Consider the following 17,123-nt stretch of genomic DNA (forward strand, 5'->3'; position numbering starts at 1 on the left):
GCCGGGCATAGCGGGTCAGGAAATTACAACAACCATTTCAGCAACTGATGCGGGCGGCCGTAACCGGCTGCAATTTCAGAACGCGTCCGTCGTTAGTCACCCAAACCCCAGCTTTAGCCTCCTTGCTGCGCTTTGCGTCGAAGCGGAAGATGTGCGCAGTGGGCTTCTTCTCCAACGCACCGGTCACTATGTAGACGACATAGTGCCCTCTGTGGTCCACGTGCAGCATCTTCGAGTACTCGTTCGACGTGAGCTCCGCTACTATCGCTTTGCCTTGCAGCCCTTTCACCTCGATCTTCAGGAAGCTCTCGTCGAACGCTATTGCTTCCAGGTCCCAACCCTTCCCCTCCACTTCTACGCTCCTAATCGTCCTGCTGCCACCGGCAGCAGATTGATAGTGATTTGTGGCATGGTTGACTGCAGCGACTTCGATGCGCTTGCGCAGTTCAGCGTCGGGCTGTCTAGGCGACCCGCCCTTGCGGTCGTCCTCCATTTTCGTAGCTGGCACCACACCACCTGCCGCTACGTATGTAAGTACCTTTAATCTAAACGCTTCTTCCTTGCCGTACCAGACCGGGCTCTGACCAAGGTTTCCCTTCCCCTTCGCGGTGGGAATGGGAAACACCCGCGCGTCAGCCTTCAGTAATGTAGCCTTCGTCGCCGGCGCCACCACCTGATAGTGGACGTCGAAACCTCCATTGCGATGAAGTCGAATGCCCGGGGTCCGCCTGTGAAACGTGGCGCCCTCGTACCAGCCAACTATGTAGGTCTTTGAGTTCCTAGGATCGCGGGCGACCCATATCACAGTTACTCCATCCAGTGTGTCCGCCCTCTTCGAAGCGCCGAGCCGTTCGAGCGCGATCGAGGAATTACGGGGAATGTACCCATACACCCTGCCTCTATTGGGCTGAAAATTCCATGCTTCGTGCCCTACAGAGCTGCTTCTTAGATGGCCGTGCCCGCCAATCGTCGGGTCAGCTGCCGTTGCCCCGGCGTAAACCGTCATCCAGCCGATGTTCACGAAGACAACTGGTACAGTTTTGAGTGTATCGCTCATTGCCTCCCCCAAGGCGGTCTCGCAGCGACAAGAGCCGCGACGCCTAGTAATGAGCACATAATTGGGGAGTGTGCAGCATTAAGTCGGCTTGTCGCCAGCAGCTCAAATCCTCACGCTGATGATATGACTGCTTTCTGCCCGCAGATGTGACTGGCTCGCGTGGGAGCGTACGGCAGGTTTTGGGATTTTTTTCCAAGTCAGCCGAACGGCCGGAATGCTGGCCGCAGCTTGGGAGTCGATCCGGCGACATTATAAGACTTCTGCAGTTTTCTTATAACGCCGCTTGCGTCGCTCCAGCTCATACCTCTATAAGAGAATCGCGTTTTTCTTATAACGGAGCTGCCGCATGAAGACGGTCGATCTCGTTTATCGCACGATGTATGCGGAACTCGTCCAGCGCTCCCTTGATGCATCGTTCGAAACCGACTTCTCAACGGCAGGTAATTTCGTCCGGGTTCCGGTGAAGGGGCGGGATTACTGGTATTTTGAGGAAACCCAGCCCAAGAAAAGGAGGAAGTATGTCGGCCCATCCGACGATCCTGAGATTGCGAGACGCGTTGAAGCCTTCCAGGAAATCAAGGAAGATCTCCGCAGCCGTCGGAAACTCGTCTCCACGCTCACCCGCGAAGCAGGGCTGACTGCACCGGACCGGTTCACTGGCGATGTCGTTGAAGTCATGGGAACAGCAGGAATCTTCCGCCTAAGAGGCGTGCTCGTCGGTACAGTTGCTTTCCAGACGTATGCGGGACATCTCGGCGTAAGACTGCCCGGTGCTTCATTGCAAACTGGCGATGCCGATTTCGCGCAGCACTACTCGATCTCGTCGTCGGTCGCAGACAGCCTGCCGCCGATCCTGGAAATCTTGAGAGAGATTGACCCAACCTTCAGGGAGATTCCCCACAGATCGGATCCCGGGCACTCGACGCAATTCGAGAATGCAACGAGATACAAGGTCGAGTTTCTTACGCCGAACCGGGGATCCGACGACTACACCGACCACGCCAGTCCGATGGCAGCACTGGGCGGGGCTTCGGCGCAGCCTTTGCGTTTCCTTGATTTCCTGATCCATGAGCCCATCCGGACGGTGATGCTGCATCGGTCAGGGGTGCCTGTAACCGTGCCGTCGCCGGAACGCTATGCAGTTCACAAGCTCATCGTCGCCTCCCGCAGGCAATCAGATACAAACGGCGTCGCCAAGCGCGAAAAAGACGTCTATCAGGCCAGCCTGCTTGTCCAGGCCTTGGAGGCCACCCGTCGCCAGGACGACCTTGCAACAGTGTTCTCGGAAGCGTGGGGGAGAGGACAGCACTGGCGCGAGGCGATACTGAAGGGGCTGGGCCTGATGCCGCCGAAGAAACGACAGGAAGTCGAGGAGACACTCAGAAAGGCCCTGGTCGAGATCGGCGAAGAGCTGGCCGGCTTCAGCTCGGCCGTGAAGTCGTAGCCAGCAAAAAGGGCGATCCGAAAGCCGCCCTCTCCATTTTCGCACTTGTCTGACGATTCACTCGCAACACCCAGACAAGCCCTTCACCAATTCCCTTTACAAGCCCATGCTTATTGGAGGCGGTAGCCGCCGTCCTCGGCCTCGGTTGTTTTCCCTGACGCTTCTGGCGCTCTCCCGTCCACGCACAGCTATCCGCTCGTCTCGTCTCCGACATTCTCTTGGCCGAGGGCAAAATTGGGCATGATGTCACCGCCCAGCAGCTTCTCTTTCGAGAGCAGACCCGCATCCTCCAGCGCCTCGAAATCCGGCAGGTCGCGCAGCGTGTCGAACCCGAACTCGAGCAGGAATTCTTTGGTCGTGACATAGGTGTACGGCGCACCGGGCGTCGGGCTGCGCGGCCCGGACGCAATCAGACCGGCGCCACGCAGATGACCGATGAGGTCGCGGGAAATCTCTTTCCCAAAGAACGACGACAGTTCGGCGCGGGTGATCGGCTGGAAATAGGCGATGCACATCAGCACCAGCACGTCCGACTGCGTCAAGCCCCGGCACTGCCGCCGGCGGCGCCGAATGCATTGCGAATGGCATCGGCATAGGCCGGGCGCGTCAGGTGCTTCCAGCCGCCGGCAACCGCGACGAGGTCGTAGGGCCGGCCGCGCAGCTCCTCGCGGATGTCATCGATCAGCAGATCGACGCTGCAGCTCTTGCCGACAACTCGGGCCAGCGTTTCGCGTGTAACCGGTTCGCTCGCGGCAAAAATGGTTGCCTCGACGCGGTTCATCCATTCGCGCCAACGCGCCTCCGGCGGCAGATGATCCAGCTCCCGGTCAAACAGCTGGTCAGCTGATCGCCGTTCGCCTGATCGATGGTCAGCTGATCGACCTTTCCCCCTTCTCGCACGCGCCGCCTCGACCATTAGCGTCAAAGCCCATAGATTCGGAAAGTCGGGCGGCCTGACAATTCGCGGATGGCGCCAAGCTCAACCAGCCGATCGAACAGCCGGCGCAGTCCGCGATCGCTGATGCCGGCAATCCTTTCCGAAGCGACGATCGCGTCCTCGGACAAGAGCTTTTCGACAACGGCGTCTGCTGCCTTGGCCCTAAGTCTTGGGGCAACGGCAAGCAGCCGGTCCGCCCGGCGCTCAAGCTCTGCGAAAAGATCGACGGCCCGCAACGCGGCGCGCGCCTGCGCAGCAAGCAGACTTTTGGCACGTTCAGGATTTGTCTCGATGCTTGTCGCCACTGGACTGGCCGCCGATCGACGCGGTCGGGCGCTTGTCCAGTGTCGGCGCCCAGCAGCGGTACAGCATGGGTCCAGCCCAGCCGTTGCGCCAACAGGGCGTCGGCGAACCATGCGCCGACGGCGCGCTCAAAGCCGTATCGTTCTGCAACCATGAACGCGCCGGTCAGCGTGCCGACTGCGCCTTCTGTGGCGCCGAGTTGCCGCAGATCATCCGCCAGATCGCTGACCACCTCATCATTCGGGGCGTAGCCAAACTCTTCTAACACCGCAGCAAGGTTTTTCACTATCAGCAATTCGTCCCCAGGCCGGGCTGCCAACCGGCGCCAGCCGAGCAGCAAAAGCCCGGCGGGACCGGGGTTTGTCGACCTGGAGGACAAAAAATCGCCCGGTCGTGTGAGCAGTACGGCGTCGCGCAGCGCGCTTTCATCCTCGATGCGGCCCGCCTGCTTCACCGTTGCCGCCGCCGCCGCAAGCCCCAGCCGCTGCCGCCACGCGCCGGCCCACCGCTCCTGCCGGCGGACCACCGCATCGAGCGCGCCGATGGCGGCGCCGGCAGTGATGGCAATGTCCTCAACCTGTTTCGCCGCAAGGCTGTGCGCATCGAGAACGACCCGGCGCAGCCAGGTCGGCACCATTGCCATCGGCGCGGTCAAAGGGGCGCCGGCAAGCGCGGCGTGATGGTGCAGGAGAATTTCGGGATGCAGAATCATCGAAAGCAGGATGAATCACGGCGGCGCTTTTGGCAACCCAATTGCAAAAATCCGCCGCACCTGTCGCACCAACATAACGAACGATAATGTTACATTATCAGTCACTTAGCTCTATTGCTTTCACTTGCCGCAGGTTAGCCGCCTAACATTGCTCTTCGGACACCCGCACGGCGGTTCGGTGCAGCCACTCACGTCCCCGTCTTCTCGTCGCGACTATCGCGGTACCTGGAGTTGGTCACGGCGACCGGCTTCCGCGACACCTTTCGAAGAGGCCGAGCCGGATCACCAACTCTAAATCCCGCGTCATTGCCTATTCTATAAACCCTCCGTCAAGATTGCAGCGGCCAGAAGCCACCCCAGCCTAGTCATCCAGCGCCCGCCTAATCGTACCTGAAACATGCTGGCCGTCGGATTTGCACGGGGCTGCCAGTGGAGCGGCGAGTGAAAGAGCATACGACGTAGGGGCGCCTCTAATATGTGACAAAGGATCGTTAGGTGATTTGCATCACGGGTCTTCCAGCAGGGATGCGGGCCAGCAACCCTATGACACAGTCGAACTGCTCCCCGACCTGCTCCGCCAAGACCCCACTCAGCGCGAACGCATCGCCCAATCGAAAATTCACGCCCGGAAAACCTCGCGACAGGCGCTGATAGGACCTTGGAATATTCGACCGACACCAGCTGCTGCGGCTTGATGCCTCTTTCCAGGGATGTCACATTCGAGTTCGGGCGCTCTCGCCGTTCGAGCACCAGGCTGGGAAGACCATGACGCAGAGGTGCCGCCGGCGCTCCGCTCTTCCTTGGTCAGAACTGGCCCTGCAGGAGAAGAAGGTGATGCGGCTGTGATTGAGCGGAAGGACATGGCTCTGCCTTCATACATGAGATGGGAAAGCGCTATTCGGCCTTGTTTACCGGCAATGGACTTCGATAAGAACGCAGTGGCTCTTGTTTATGACTGGATCGGACAACGGCACAGCTGCTGAATTCTGGGAGGCGATTTGTGTGGCTCTCAACGCCTCACAGAATCAGTTGCTCGATCGAAGTGCTCGTCTACCTTATCGAAACTGGTGCCAATGCCCTCGAAAGGCTGGCCTCGCCGCGGCCGTAAGTCGCCGGATTGTAGTTGACGAGCATGTCGGTCCTAGCCGTATCCAGCAACTGATTAGCAATCTGTGTCGGTGTTGCTAACGTGAACTTGCTGCCAAGGATGGCGGCATAGCCTGCAACCACAGGTGCCGCGACAGACGTCCCGGATAGCCCAATCTTGTCACTTTCGACCCCCACCGTGAGGAAGTGGTTCTGCACCTCCGAATCTGAACCGGCGTAATTCGAATAGGAGGCCAGCTTTGCCTTGTTTTCGGGAGTGCCATTGTGCTCGAGCGCACCCACCAAAATTGTCGATTGCGTCCCAATCAGCTCAAGAGCTAGGAAATCAATATGCCCTTCGGTCGGGGTACCTACCGGTACGGACTTGTTTCCGGCTGACTTTGTGAAGACCGCAGCACCCGCCTGAGCCGCATCGACAATCGACTGCTCGAGCGTATGCTGGCTCAGGGGCTGCGGAACGCTGTAGCTCAGATTAATGACATTGAGGCCCTCCTGCAGCCTGATCGAGGACTTGTCGGAAAAGTCATGCTTGAACATGTATGCACCAGGGGCCACCATGCCGGCAATTTCCGCGACCCATTCCCCATGTCGCTGCCTCTGCGTACCGCGACCGAGATCTCCATCGACTCGGCGCTGTCCCGTGAAGTCATCTACGACAGTCACCGATACCCCAGAACCGGTATGGCCCGATGCCCATGCTTCACCAATATCCGGGCTCATCCAGCAAAAGGTCCCGTCGGCATTTTGTCGGCAGTCCGAGCTACTGCTTTCCGTGGTTGGCGTTCCGGCCCTCCCCTTGCCGCTGACCCCCGTATCGAGATCGCCAGCAAAACCGGGTGCCGTCAGCAGGCACATGAAAAGACCGGCAACGAGTCCTACCGGGAAGAAGTGTGTTTTGTGCATAATAAACTTCCTGTCTGGATTGTTCTTCATGACGAAATGTACCTTCTATGCTCCTATCGCTAGAATTTACTCCTGAACCGGAGATCGACTTTCAAGCGGCTTGGATTAATTTTTGCCATATATTTCAACGTGTCCGCAGGCCGGAGTTGCGACGTGGCCAGACGGCAATTCACTGTCTGGAAACCGCCGATGGCGCCATAGTCAGCCGTGCAAGGTCGTTCCGTCAGGTTCCCGCCCAAAATCGAACTGACGGTGAGAGAAAGCGTCGTGGATAGCGTCGGTCGCTTTTGCAGAATAAAGCCGAGTTTCACACCTGGGTCGATTCGGACCTTTTCGGCACGTTGGCCGGTGCTCGCGCCCCACAGGAGACCGAAATCATCCGACAGCTGCGTCAACATTTCAAATCGCATGTCGATCCATTTGCTATGGTACCACTTGTCGAAAGACACTTTGGTTCCACCCGACAGCTCGTATCCGCCTTGTCCCAGATGGTTGGCGGCCGCGGTTAGCTCCGAACCCTGGTAAATGCCGACAAGGCTGGTCTCCTGTCCGTTCGCAGCCATAGCGCTTACGAAGAATGCCATCACGAACAGGACGTAACCGGCCGCCCACCGTATGTACATCTGCAACGCCCATTGTTGGAGCCGCCAGCAAATCATGTGCGATCGACACGCGTACTGCAGTCCCTCGCAGCATTTTCAAACCATACGGTGGCTCTAGCGGCAGACGCATGGCCGCCAGCGGCCAAGGTGTTCATTCGCAACAAATCTGTGATCTCCCGTTGTTCACTTTTTGCCGAGTCAAGCAGCTCCCGCTCTCTCGACCAGGCGCAAACTTCATGCCAATCTAGATGATAGCGCGCCAGGAACAGTGTTGTATGTTTGCTTTCAGCGGCTTAGCCAAACGTCCAGGCGCCCGCCGAACAAAGGCTGTGTCGTCAAAACGACAAAGCCGACACAATTGTCGGATGTCGCCGAATACGCGGAGTGTGAACCTACCCGCATGGGCGCAGCAAAGCTCCCTTGCGCTCCGGCCATCGGAGAGCCCTCGAGCCGGCCTTCAGATTACTTCGACGCAATTCTCTTCAGCTGGGCATCGCGCCGCCCAATTTGCAGTTCTGAACGCGAGTACGTCTGAAAAAACAAGGTGCATGGGCTACTGCCGGCGCACCTCGTGCGAAGTGCCCGCATGCCGATCTGATCAACAGTCGGGGTCGCGCCTAGCTCGACCGGCAGGTGCTTCCCGAGTGCCTGTCGCCGCCGCATCCGATCGCCTTGTAGCCGCGTAACAAATTCTGTTGCAAGGAGTGTGAAAGAGCAATTGCGCGAACAGATCGTGTCCAGAACACCGAACCAATCCACAGAAATATTTTGTTGGTATTTTTGTTGGCCAGCCCGGCTATAGCGTAGGCCTAACAATTTGGAAACAGAGCGAGTTTTCCGTCGCTTGGATTCCGCCTCTGGGCACCATTTTCCCGTTGGTCCGTTCCGGACACATAGGTTACGGTTTATACCGGAGACATGGGTAACACTTTTGGCCCGAAGGGGTTTTGGAGTGGTTCGAGCCTGCATGTCTCATGGTCGAAATATCCCAAATCATAGTCCATGAAGCTAGCCAGCCAGATATGGTCCTCGACCTGTTTGATTCCGACGGTCTGGCCGGCAAAGACAAGGCTGAGGTTGATCTTCTTGCGGTTATAGCAGATGCGGCCGCAGGTGGTGACGGTGACGGCCTTGTCGTGAAACGGGTAGTCGAGATCGGGCAAGCCGGTGTAGGGACGCGTTGAGGGCGTGTAGCGCTCGGCCGGGCAGTCCATGTCGAGCGCCTGGTGCGGGCGTTGTGAGTTGAACTCGTCGATGAAGTCATCGAACTTGGCCTGCTGTTGAAGGAAATTGGCGCCGGCCGGTTTGGTGGTCTCCTTCTTGAGGGTGAGGTGCATGCGCTCATGGCGGCCATTCTGCTGCGGACAGCCCGGCTTGATGCGCTCGATGTCGATGCCCAGGCGCAGCCACCAGACCGACAGTTTGCTGAGATTGAACAGCGCGGTGGGGGGTGGCGAAGGGAACGCCATTGTCGGTCCTGATCGCGCTGGGCAGGCCGAACTCTTTGAAAACGCCTTCGAACACGGTGAAGGCATAGGCTTCCTTGGTGGTCGAGAGCGCCTCGCAGGCGATGAGATAACGGCTGGCGAAGTCGGTGATGGTCAGCGGATAGCAATAGCGCCGATCGGCGAGCATGAACTCGCCCTTGTAGTCGGCACACCAAAGATCGTTAGGGCGACAGCCGTTTGAAAGTGGTGTCCCCGTCGCCCTGTTGCGCCTGCGCTTGCGGCGCTCGACCATGCCGTGGCGGTCGAGCACGGCATGCACCGTCGAGATCGCGGGCCGGTGCACATCCGGATACAGCCGGGCCAGCCGCTCGCGTATCTTCGGCGCACCCCATGTCGGCTTGTCTTGCTTGAGGCGCACAATCAGCTTCTCGATTTGAAACGGAAGCTGATTGGCGTGGCGATAGGGCCGCCGCGATCGGTCCGTCAGCCCCTCCAGGCCGCTGTCGTTGTAGCGCGTGAGGATCTTGTAGCCGGTCTTGCGCGAGATATCGAACTCCCGGCAAAGCACCGCCATCTTCTCGCCGTCCAGCAGCCGGGCGACGAACTTCAGCCGCTCTTCCATGACGTTACACTCCTTCCAAGGCACCTTGCTCTCCTTGCAAAGGGCCGAAAGTGTAACCCATCTATCCGGAATGAACTGTCACCCATCTCTCGGGAAGGGCAGTTCTGGGCACCCCCGTCGCGTCGCCGCCTGCATCGCCAAGTGGAATCACTTTGCGCACATTAGCCCGCCGGCGGATTTAATTTGCTTGGCCACCCCTCAACCCTAGGGCAAACTGCCCGTTGGGGCTGCAGGAGGTGAAATGAGAGCACGCGCAGCAACGCTTGGGGATCTGGAGGATGTCTTTCGCGGTCTGTCCAAGCGGATGTCGGACGAATACGTCGCTGCCGGCAAGGACAGCAAGATCGCCTACGACAACCTTATGATGAATTTGAAGGAGGGCCGCGCACACGCGCTTGTCGAGGGCGACAAGGCCGTGGCGATCATCGCCTGGCATGAGAACAGCGACGCCGCCGACACGCTGTTCGCCGCACGGGAGGACTTCTTCCGGGCCACGACCGTCCGTTTCTGCAAGCGGCATATCAGGCATATCCAGGCGCTCGCCGGCAACCTCGCCATCCATTCGCGCAGTTGGCTCCAGGGGCCGGATGTCGCAAGATGGTTCGGCGTCATCGGCTATGTCGAGCGCGGCCGGGAGAACGGCGCCACTTTGTTCGAGCTGCCGCCGGCTCGCATCGGCTAGGAAACCCTGGGCTGGTCAAGATCCCTTGCCGCAAACACCGCCACCCTCTCGCGATCGCCCGCACAGGTTCGTCGATGCGGGTCACCGTCTTCGGCTCCAGGATCCCTTGCTCGGCGGCCTTCTGAACTGCCTTAGCAAGCGGCTTGCGCCGGGCGCCGATTGGCGGGATGTTATGGGAGGGCAACCGGGGGGCAAACCGGCACGCCGAGACAGATATGGCTGCTGGAAATGTCACGAGCTTGCTTCGCCTTTCTTGCCTTTGTTGCCTTGGTGAGGCCGGTAGGGGCAGGCGACTGGACGTCTCATCTGCTTGACCGCCCAAGCCTGGCAACCGCCTATTTTCGCCAAGCCGATCTTGTGACTGCATACGCGACCGCAATGGCGCGCTTCCGTCTGCAGCTCGCAGGGCGTGCCGGCGAAAACAACCTTGCGGTCCCTCTCGAACCACTGCTTTTGCGGGCGGAATTCCGTGCGCGGACATGGCGCTCGGCGGACGGCAGCCTGTTGCAAGGCTTCGCCGGCAAGGGCGGCTTCCGGCTGACTATCGGCAACTGCCTGGCGCGCATCTGCGCTGCCAGCGAATGCAGCGATGCCGGTTGGCCGGTTTACGCCTGCAGCGACGGAGGCAAGCGCAAGATGTTCGTCACGGATTTTGTGACGGCAAACTTCGGCGGCGTCTCCTACCGCCGATTGAGCGCCTCCCCTTCACAGGAATGACAGCGCCGACCGTCTTGCTGCGGCGTTCAGCAAAGGGCGGTGTCCCTCCTCACCGCAAACGCCGCCTGCACCGCGCGATTGACGGTGACCGGCAGGATCGACATGTGGTTCTCGCCGGCATGCAGTTCGAAACTGGCGCGCACGCCCGGGAGAGCGTCAAGACGCTGCGCCATTGCCCGCGCGAATGCGTCGGTGCGTGTCACCTTTTTCTGCTTCAGGCGCTTTTCCTCGTCCTCGGCGCCAATCTGGAACGGCGCCAGCTTCTCGGTCTCGTACTCGCCGGCCGACAGGATCATGGTCGCCGCCAAACCATCGGGAATGGCGGCCTCGAAGGCTTCGAGAAAGCGGTCGATGGCACGCTCTTCCCAATAGATGGCGGGGCTCGCCGCGATCCAGGTCTGAAAGGAAGAAGGCCGCGTGAACAGGGCGTAGAGCGCAAACAGGCCACCGAAAGAATGGCCGTAAAGCGCCTGGCGGCTGGCATCGACCGTGACCCGGCTGGCGACCCACGGCTTCAGCTCATCCTCCATGAAAGCAAGGAATTTCCCTGCCCCACCGGTCCGGACTTCGGGCGTGCCTTCGTGGAAGGGCGGGTAGGTCTTGCCTGGCGGCGGGCCGAGATCCCGTGAGCGGCGCAGCGGATCATAGGCGCCGTCGACGGGATAGCCGATGGCGACGATGACGCCCCAGCCGACATTGGTGCCCGTGGGATAGAAGGCCTGCGCGCGCATGGCGTCGACCGCCGTGCCGATGACGGCGTTGCCGTCGGTCATGTAGAGGACCGGCCAGCCGGCCTCGGGCACCGGCCCGGACGGCACATGCAGGAATATCCGCCAGGGCGCGCCGCCCTGCGCCGGAACGAGATCGTGGACCGCCGTGTTGGCGATCAGGGCTGGCGTCGCGTTGGACATGGATATCTTGGACATGGATATCTCCAGGGCAAAACGGTCAGCGGCGGCGCAGCAGCCACATCAGCACCGGGCCGCCGATCAACGTGGCGACGAGACCGGCCGGGATCTGGCGCGGGAAGATGGCGATCCGGCCCACCCAGTCGGCGGCGACCATGATCAGCGCGCCGGCGAGCACCGCGCCAATGGCCTGCGGCAGCGCACGGGAAAGGCCAAGGCGACGAGCAAGATGCGGCGCCATAAGGCCGATGAAGGTCAGCGGACCGACGATCAACGTCGAAGCCGCGGTGAGTGCCGCGACGGCCAGCAGCACGAGAAGCCGCGCCCTCTTCAGGTTGATGCCAAGGCCCTGAACGGCGGCGGAGCCGAGCGGCAGGATGTCGAGCCAGCGCACGAAGACAGGCGCGAGCGCGAAGAGGCAGACCGCGATACCACCGGTCAGCAGGGCGTCACCGACATCGACGCCATAGGTCGAACCGGTCAGCCAGTTGAGCAGCAGCATGGCGCGAGGATCGCCGGTCGCGGTGAGCACCAGGATCAGCGCGTCGAACAAGGCCGTCAGGGCAACGCCGGCAAGCAGCAGCCGCTCCGGCGCATAGGCGGCACGACGGCCGATCGCCAGCGTCACCAGCAAAGTGGCGAAGGCGCCGATCGTTGCCGCCGCCGTCTGAACCGGGCGCCCGGCATCGACGAGCGCAAACAGCGCCACCATCATGCCAAGGGCGGCACCGGCACTGATGCCCAGCACTTCGGGGCTGGCCATCGGATTGCCGGTCAGCCGCTGCATCATCAGCCCGGCAAGCGCCAGCATCGCCCCGGCACTCAGCGCGGCAAGCACGCGAGGCCACCGCCACGACAGCAAAGGCTGCAGCTCGTCGCCGAAGGCGAAGGTCCAGCCATGCGGACCCGGTCCATAGAGCAGGGCCAGCCCGAGCAGCAGAAGCAGAGCCAGGCCGAGTGCCATCAGAACAAGGCCGGGCCGGCTTGCGCGCGGCAGGCGCACGGCCATCAAGGTCGGGGCTTCCGAGCCAAGCGCAAGGCGCGGCAGCAGCCAGAGCAGCAGCGGCGCACCGAGAAGTGCTGTGATCGCTCCGGTCGGCAGCAGGTCGCCTTGCGGCCCGGTGGCGATCTGCACGCCTTGATCGGCGGCCCACAGCAACGCGCCGCCGATCAGCGGCGCCATCACCAGCTGTTGGCCAAGCCGCCGGCCACCGCCGATGCGCGCGAGCGTCGCCGCGGCCAGGCCGACGAAGCCGATGACGCCGACAGCGGCAACGACAAAGGCGATCAGCGCGACGGCGGCCGCCAGTCCGGCGAAGCGATAGGCGCCGAGCGGCACGCCAAGGCTGCGCGCGCCTTCATCGTCGAGGCCAAGCAGGGTCAGGGGCCGCACCATGAAGAAGATCGCAAGCGCAGCAGTGCCGATGCGTGGCAAAAGCCACAGCGTCGTCGACCAATCCTGCTGGCCGAGCGAACCGGCGCCCCAGATGAACAGGCTGGCCAGCCATTCGTGCCGCAGCACGATGAGAGCGGCACCGATGGCGCCGGCATAGAGGCTGACCACAAGCCCCGCCAGCACCACCGAAAGCGGCGACAGGCCCTTGTGCCAGGACAGAGCGATGACGGCAGCAAGGGCCATAAATGCGCCGGCCAGCGCCACCCATTCGCGGCCGAAGGCAAGCAGGGACGGTGACAGAAGCGTCGCCAGTGCCAGCGCCAGATAGGCACCGGCCGAGACGCCGACGGTTTCAGGCGAGGCGAGCGGGTTGCGCAGAACCTGCTGCAGGACAGTTCCGGCAAGCCCGAGCGCCGCACCGCACAAAAGGCTGATCGCAAGCCGGGGCAGGAAGGCATAGTGGACGAGCACCTGCCGCATGTCAGCGATGTCGGGGGCGGCGAGCGATTGGAGCCAGAGCGCCGATGGCAGTTGCACGGTGAGGTTCGAGACGGTTGCCGCTGCCGCAGCCGCGAGCAGCACCGCGCAAAGCAGGATCGCGCCTACCGGCTGATTGCTGGAAAAGCTCCACACGGAGGCCCGGCCGGCCGACGCAGGCTTCCCCCTTTGGGCAATGGCAGCATCCTCAGCCATGGGCGGCCTCCGCGGTCATCGCCGATGCCAGGACCCGAGCAAAACGGCTCGCGGATGGAAGCGCGCCAAACATCAGGACGGCAGGAAGGCGCATGATCGAGCGGTTGCGCACGAAGGGCATGGCATTCCAGACCGGACTTTCGGTCAGCGTGCCGCCGGCGCCCTCAGGCAAGGGTTCGAGATAGGCGAGGCGCGCATCGCTGGATGTCGCCAGCCCGTCGATGCCGACGGTCGAAAACCCCCAATAGTTGGTCTCGGCCGTCCAGGCGTTACTGAGCCCGATGCGGTCGAACACCTCCTGAAACAGGCTCTTTGCGCCGTAGACGCGCACATTGCGGGGGTCCAGGAAGCTGACGACATAGATCGGCCGTGCCGAAAGCGGCGCCAGCTGCTGGCGAACCTCCAAAAGATACGCGTCTGTCGCCGCGATCAGCGCCTCGCCTTCGCTTTCCTTGCCGACAAGCCCGGCGAGCTGGCGCGTCGCCTCGAGCGCGCGCCGATAGGGCTGCCCGGCCTCGGTATAGAGCCCGATCGTCGTCACTGGAGCCACGCGTTCGAGCAGCGGCTTGATGCCGTCGAGATACGGCATGGACAGGATGATGTCGGGCCTGAGCTGCTGCAGGAATTCGAGATTGGGCTCGAGCAGCGTGCCGAGATCGGCAATGTCGGGCGGCAGCCGCGGCTCGACCACCCATTTCTCCCAGACCTCCCGATCGGCAATGGCGACCGGGCTGACACCGAGCATGAGCAAGGTCTCGGTCAACCCGTCATCCAGGCAGACGATGCGCAACGGACGGGCTTCAGCCGTGGAGGACCCCATGCCGGCGAACGGCAGCGTAAAAAGCCCGAGCGCCTGGCGCCGGGTCATTCGGCTGCGTAAATGATCGGGCGCGGCTCTCGACTGGGGCTCTTGGTCTCTCTGCAATGCGGCCGGCCCTGCTTTTCGGGGGGTTGGTCTCCAGTGACCACTGCCCGGTGACTATGAAACATGAGTATACTAGTCAACATTTAAGATGCCTGCCCAGTCAACTTTCACGCAACCGCATGCCAAGCGCAGACGCCCACTGGCCGCAAGGCGATTCGCCCGTACAACAACCCTGTGCGACGTCACCGTCCGAATCACGGTTTGCGAAGCCCAATCCGCGCCCCGCATCATTTTTCCTCCACGAATGCATTCCATGATAGAGGGAGCTACGGTCGCCTTTGGGCAGCCGTTTCCTGGATTGCCTGAGAGACCAAAGACGGCCAAGAACCAAAAGCCGGCAGCAAGCCGCCACCTGAAGACGTCAAGGACCGGTCGAACGCATCAAGGCAGCGTGATCGGGTTGCACTCGGCAAGGCTTGATGATTTGTTGCCGCTATACGGAGAACGAATGATGCGAGAGCCTGCCGGTCAAGACGAATACGGGTCGACGAACCCTTTCGATCCGGACGACCTGCCAACCTTGAACGCAATCGGCCCGAGCATGGGAAGCGGCAATGATTTCGAGAGATATGCCGTTGCCGTGATCATCGTGTTCGGTGCGCTGATCATCGGCGGGCTGATGGCCGCATCGATGGTCTTCGGGCACCGCAACGGCTTCCTCTTCGCGCTTGGCGGCGCCACATCCGCCTGGATCTCCGGAAATGCGCTGCTGCTCGACCGGCCGCGCATCTATGCGCTGTTCGTCGGCATTGCCGCCTTGATGCTGGTTGCGTCCACCCTCACGCTGGTCTTGTGACGGTCAAGTCGGTGTGAGCCGATCTACTTGAGCAGCGGGCGATCAACCCGAATCGCCACGCTGCTCCAAGCTTTTCCTCCGAGCTGTCAGTATCCGAGCGCCTCGCCAGAGGCCGCGCGGCTGTCGATGGCGCCGTTGTAGCGCGCGCCGCCGCCTTTCTCGATTTCCGCCAGGCTCTTGCCGCCGACCAGGATGCCGGCGGCCTGACCCCAGGTCTGGTCGGCGAGATCGAGGTGATATCCCATGCCGGCCAGCAGCTTTTCTGTGTCCGGCGACAGGCCGAACGGCTCGACATACACCTTGTCGGGCAGCCATTGATGGTGGATGCGCGGCGCGTCAATCGCCTCCTGGATGTTCATGCCGTGGTCGATGACATTGACGATCGCTTCCAGCGTGATGGTGATGATGCGGGAGCCGCCGGGGCTGCCGATGACCATGAACGGCTTGCCGTCCTTGGCGACCACGGTCGGGCTCATCGACGACAGCGGCGTCTTCTTCGGCTGGATGGCGTTGGCCTCGCCCTGGACCAGGCCATAGAGGTTGGGCACGCCGGGTTTCTGGGTGAAATCGTCCATTTCGTTGTTGAGCAGGATGCCGGTGCCGTCGGCGACGACGCCGGCTCCAAAGGAACCGTTCAACGTGTAGGTGACCGCGACCGCATTGCCTGCATCGTCGATGATCGAATAATGCGTCGTCTCCTTGCTCTCGCCAAAGCCCTTCGGCATCAAATCCTGCGACACGCCGGCCCGGAACGGGTCGATCTTGTCGCGGATATCCTTGGCATAGGCCTTATCAAGCAGTTTCGAGACCGGGTTGTCGACGAAATCAGGATCGCCAAGCGCTGAATTGCGGTCGACATAGGCGTAGCGCATCGCCTCGACCATGACGTGGACCGTCTCGGCGGAACCTGCGCCGAGATAGGACAGCGGATAGCCCTCCAGCACGTTGAGGATTTCGCAGATGATGATGCCGCCGGAGCTGGGCGGCGGCGAGGAGGTGATCTCGTAGCCGCGATAGGTACAGGTCACGGGCTTGAGCTCACGCACCGCATATTGCTCGAAATCCGGCTTGGCGAGAATGCCGCCCTTGGCGCCGCTCGCCTTGACGATGGCGTCAGCGATGGCGCCTTTATAGAAGGCATCCGTACCCTTTTCGGAAATGGCGGCGAGCGAGGCGGCGAGGTCGGGCTGGACCAGCCGCTCGCCGATGCCATAGGGCTTGCCGTCGGGTTTCAGGAATATGGCGGCGGCCGCGGGGTCCTTCGCCAGCCTGTCGGCACTGCCGGCAAACGAGGCAGCGTCGCCCTGATTGAGGATGAACCCGTCCTTGGCGTAGCCGATTGCCGGCGCCATCAGATCCTGGCGGGACAATTTGCCGTATTTTTCACGGGCCATCTCGAAGCCAGCCACAGAGCCCGGTACGCCGACGGCGAGATAGCCGTCGAGGCTGGCGCCCTTCACCGGGTTGCCGTCCTTGTCGAGATACATGGTTTTTGTCGCCGCCAGCGGCGCCCGCTCGCGGAAATCGAGAAAGGTCGATTTGCCGTCCTTGAAGCGGATGGTCATGAAGCCGCCGCCGCCGATATTGCCGGCATTGGGGTAGACGACGGCGAGCGCATAGCCGACGGCAACCGCCGCGTCGACAGCATTGCCGCCCTTCTTCAACACCTCGATGCCGACTTCGGACGCCAGATGCTGGGCCGTCACCACCATGCCGTGCTCGCCCTTGGCCGGCGCCGGCGAGGCGGCGAAGACACTCGTCAACGGCGCCAGGACAAAGGTGATGGAAAGACTGGCGGCGATCAGTGTCCGACGGTTGAGAGGCATGGCGGTTCTCCGGGCGGGGGGATGCCTAGAAGACCGTGTTGGACG

11 protein-coding genes and 3 pseudogenes are annotated in these 17,123 nt (G+C 61.6%); 4 read left to right on the top strand and 10 right to left on the bottom strand.

Features of this window, described 5'->3' with window-relative positions; genetic code table 11:
• Nucleotides 1-37 precede the first annotated feature (37 nt).
• The gene (locus M729_RS1000000136465) at nucleotides 38-1,057 is read right to left on the bottom strand and encodes a DUF3883 domain-containing protein (protein ID WP_050596216.1); all 1,020 of its coding nucleotides are present in this window, start codon (nucleotides 1,055-1,057) and stop codon (nucleotides 38-40) included.
• A 346-nt stretch (nucleotides 1,058-1,403) separates the two neighbouring features.
• Between M729_RS1000000136465 and M729_RS0112000 the strand changes: the two genes are divergently transcribed.
• Nucleotides 1,404-2,501 (top strand): GSU2403 family nucleotidyltransferase fold protein, encoded by a 1,098-nt coding sequence (locus tag M729_RS0112000; protein ID WP_027161689.1) that lies wholly within the window; start codon nucleotides 1,404-1,406, stop codon nucleotides 2,499-2,501.
• 188 nt (nucleotides 2,502-2,689) lie between these two features.
• Here the strand turns inward: M729_RS0112000 and M729_RS01000000134920 are convergent.
• The 5 genes and pseudogenes from M729_RS01000000134920 to M729_RS01000000134940 form a co-directional block, all read right to left on the bottom strand.
• A pseudogene (locus M729_RS01000000134920) lies at nucleotides 2,690-3,417 on the bottom strand (SMC-Scp complex subunit ScpB).
• A 5-nt stretch (nucleotides 3,418-3,422) separates the two neighbouring features.
• Nucleotides 3,423-4,384, bottom strand: a pseudogene (locus tag M729_RS01000000134925) (DUF1403 family protein).
• Nucleotides 4,385-5,503: 1,119 nt separating this feature from the next.
• Nucleotides 5,504-6,493 (bottom strand): S8/S53 family peptidase, encoded by a 990-nt coding sequence (locus tag M729_RS1000000138800; protein WP_245267562.1) that lies wholly within the window; start codon nucleotides 6,491-6,493, stop codon nucleotides 5,504-5,506.
• A 29-nt stretch (nucleotides 6,494-6,522) separates the two neighbouring features.
• Entirely contained in the window at nucleotides 6,523-7,086 is a 564-nt protein-coding gene (locus M729_RS0112035; protein WP_027161694.1) for a hypothetical protein, read from the bottom strand.
• 884 nt (nucleotides 7,087-7,970) lie between these two features.
• A pseudogene (locus tag M729_RS01000000134940) lies at nucleotides 7,971-9,135 on the bottom strand (IS481 family transposase).
• A gap of 241 nt (nucleotides 9,136-9,376) precedes the next feature.
• On the opposite strand from M729_RS01000000134940, the gene M729_RS0112045 reads away from it, so the two are divergent.
• Together M729_RS0112045 and M729_RS0112050 are read left to right on the top strand one after the other, a co-directional pair.
• Nucleotides 9,377-9,817: a hypothetical protein gene (locus M729_RS0112045; protein WP_013533589.1), complete on the top strand. Its 441-nt coding sequence runs from the start codon at nucleotides 9,377-9,379 to the stop codon at nucleotides 9,815-9,817.
• A gap of 378 nt (nucleotides 9,818-10,195) precedes the next feature.
• Nucleotides 10,196-10,534, top strand: a complete 339-nt coding sequence (locus tag M729_RS0112050; protein ID WP_084652616.1) for a hypothetical protein — start codon at nucleotides 10,196-10,198, stop codon at nucleotides 10,532-10,534.
• 26 nt (nucleotides 10,535-10,560) lie between these two features.
• Here M729_RS0112050 and M729_RS0112055 read toward each other — a convergent pair whose 3' ends face one another.
• From M729_RS0112055 to M729_RS0112065, 3 genes are read right to left on the bottom strand one after another with little or no spacing between them, the layout of a single operon-like run.
• Nucleotides 10,561-11,460 carry an alpha/beta hydrolase-fold protein gene (locus tag M729_RS0112055; RefSeq protein WP_027161696.1) on the bottom strand — a complete coding sequence of 300 codons (900 nt, stop codon included), beginning with the start codon at nucleotides 11,458-11,460 and terminating at the stop codon, nucleotides 10,561-10,563.
• A 22-nt stretch (nucleotides 11,461-11,482) separates the two neighbouring features.
• Nucleotides 11,483-13,531: a Fe(3+)-hydroxamate ABC transporter permease FhuB gene (fhuB, locus tag M729_RS0112060; protein ID WP_027161697.1), complete on the bottom strand. Its 2,049-nt coding sequence runs from the start codon at nucleotides 13,529-13,531 to the stop codon at nucleotides 11,483-11,485.
• Complete coding sequence (locus tag M729_RS0112065; protein ID WP_013533593.1) at nucleotides 13,524-14,399, bottom strand: ABC transporter substrate-binding protein; 876 nt, start codon at nucleotides 14,397-14,399, stop codon at nucleotides 13,524-13,526. The genes fhuB and M729_RS0112065 overlap by 8 nt, the downstream gene beginning before the upstream one ends.
• A gap of 505 nt (nucleotides 14,400-14,904) precedes the next feature.
• Between M729_RS0112065 and M729_RS01000000134945 the strand changes: the two genes are divergently transcribed.
• The gene (locus M729_RS01000000134945; protein WP_032808338.1) at nucleotides 14,905-15,252 is read left to right on the top strand and encodes a hypothetical protein; all 348 of its coding nucleotides are present in this window, start codon (nucleotides 14,905-14,907) and stop codon (nucleotides 15,250-15,252) included.
• Between the two features lie 86 nt (nucleotides 15,253-15,338).
• On the opposite strand, the gene ggt is transcribed toward M729_RS01000000134945, so the two are convergent.
• Nucleotides 15,339-17,078 (bottom strand): gamma-glutamyltransferase, encoded by a 1,740-nt coding sequence (gene ggt, locus M729_RS0112075; RefSeq protein WP_027161698.1) that lies wholly within the window; start codon nucleotides 17,076-17,078, stop codon nucleotides 15,339-15,341.
• Nucleotides 17,079-17,123 lie beyond the last annotated feature (45 nt).

It is taken from the genome of Mesorhizobium sp. WSM1293, assembly GCF_000513875.1.
Taxonomy (GTDB): Bacteria; Pseudomonadota; Alphaproteobacteria; order Rhizobiales; family Rhizobiaceae; genus Mesorhizobium; species Mesorhizobium ciceri.

Bases quoted from the DNA above. Each gene is read 5' to 3' on its own strand.
- M729_RS1000000136465 (WP_050596216.1), bottom strand. From the start codon at position 1,057: ATGAGCGATACACTCAAAACTGTACCAGTTGTCTTCGTGAACATCGGC.
- M729_RS0112000 (WP_027161689.1), top strand. From the start codon at position 1,404: ATGAAGACGGTCGATCTCGTTTATCGCACGATGTATGCGGAACTCGTC.
- M729_RS1000000138800 (WP_245267562.1), bottom strand. From the start codon at position 6,493: ATGAAGAACAATCCAGACAGGAAGTTTATTATGCACAAAACACACTTC.
- M729_RS0112035 (WP_027161694.1), bottom strand. From the start codon at position 7,086: ATGTACATACGGTGGGCGGCCGGTTACGTCCTGTTCGTGATGGCATTC.
- M729_RS0112045 (WP_013533589.1), top strand. From the start codon at position 9,377: ATGAGAGCACGCGCAGCAACGCTTGGGGATCTGGAGGATGTCTTTCGC.
- M729_RS0112050 (WP_084652616.1), top strand. From the start codon at position 10,196: ATGGCGCGCTTCCGTCTGCAGCTCGCAGGGCGTGCCGGCGAAAACAAC.
- M729_RS0112055 (WP_027161696.1), bottom strand. From the start codon at position 11,460: ATGTCCAAGATATCCATGTCCAACGCGACGCCAGCCCTGATCGCCAAC.
- fhuB (WP_027161697.1), bottom strand. From the start codon at position 13,531: ATGGCTGAGGATGCTGCCATTGCCCAAAGGGGGAAGCCTGCGTCGGCC.
- M729_RS0112065 (WP_013533593.1), bottom strand. From the start codon at position 14,399: ATGACCCGGCGCCAGGCGCTCGGGCTTTTTACGCTGCCGTTCGCCGGC.
- M729_RS01000000134945 (WP_032808338.1), top strand. From the start codon at position 14,905: ATGATGCGAGAGCCTGCCGGTCAAGACGAATACGGGTCGACGAACCCT.
- ggt (WP_027161698.1), bottom strand. From the start codon at position 17,078: ATGCCTCTCAACCGTCGGACACTGATCGCCGCCAGTCTTTCCATCACC.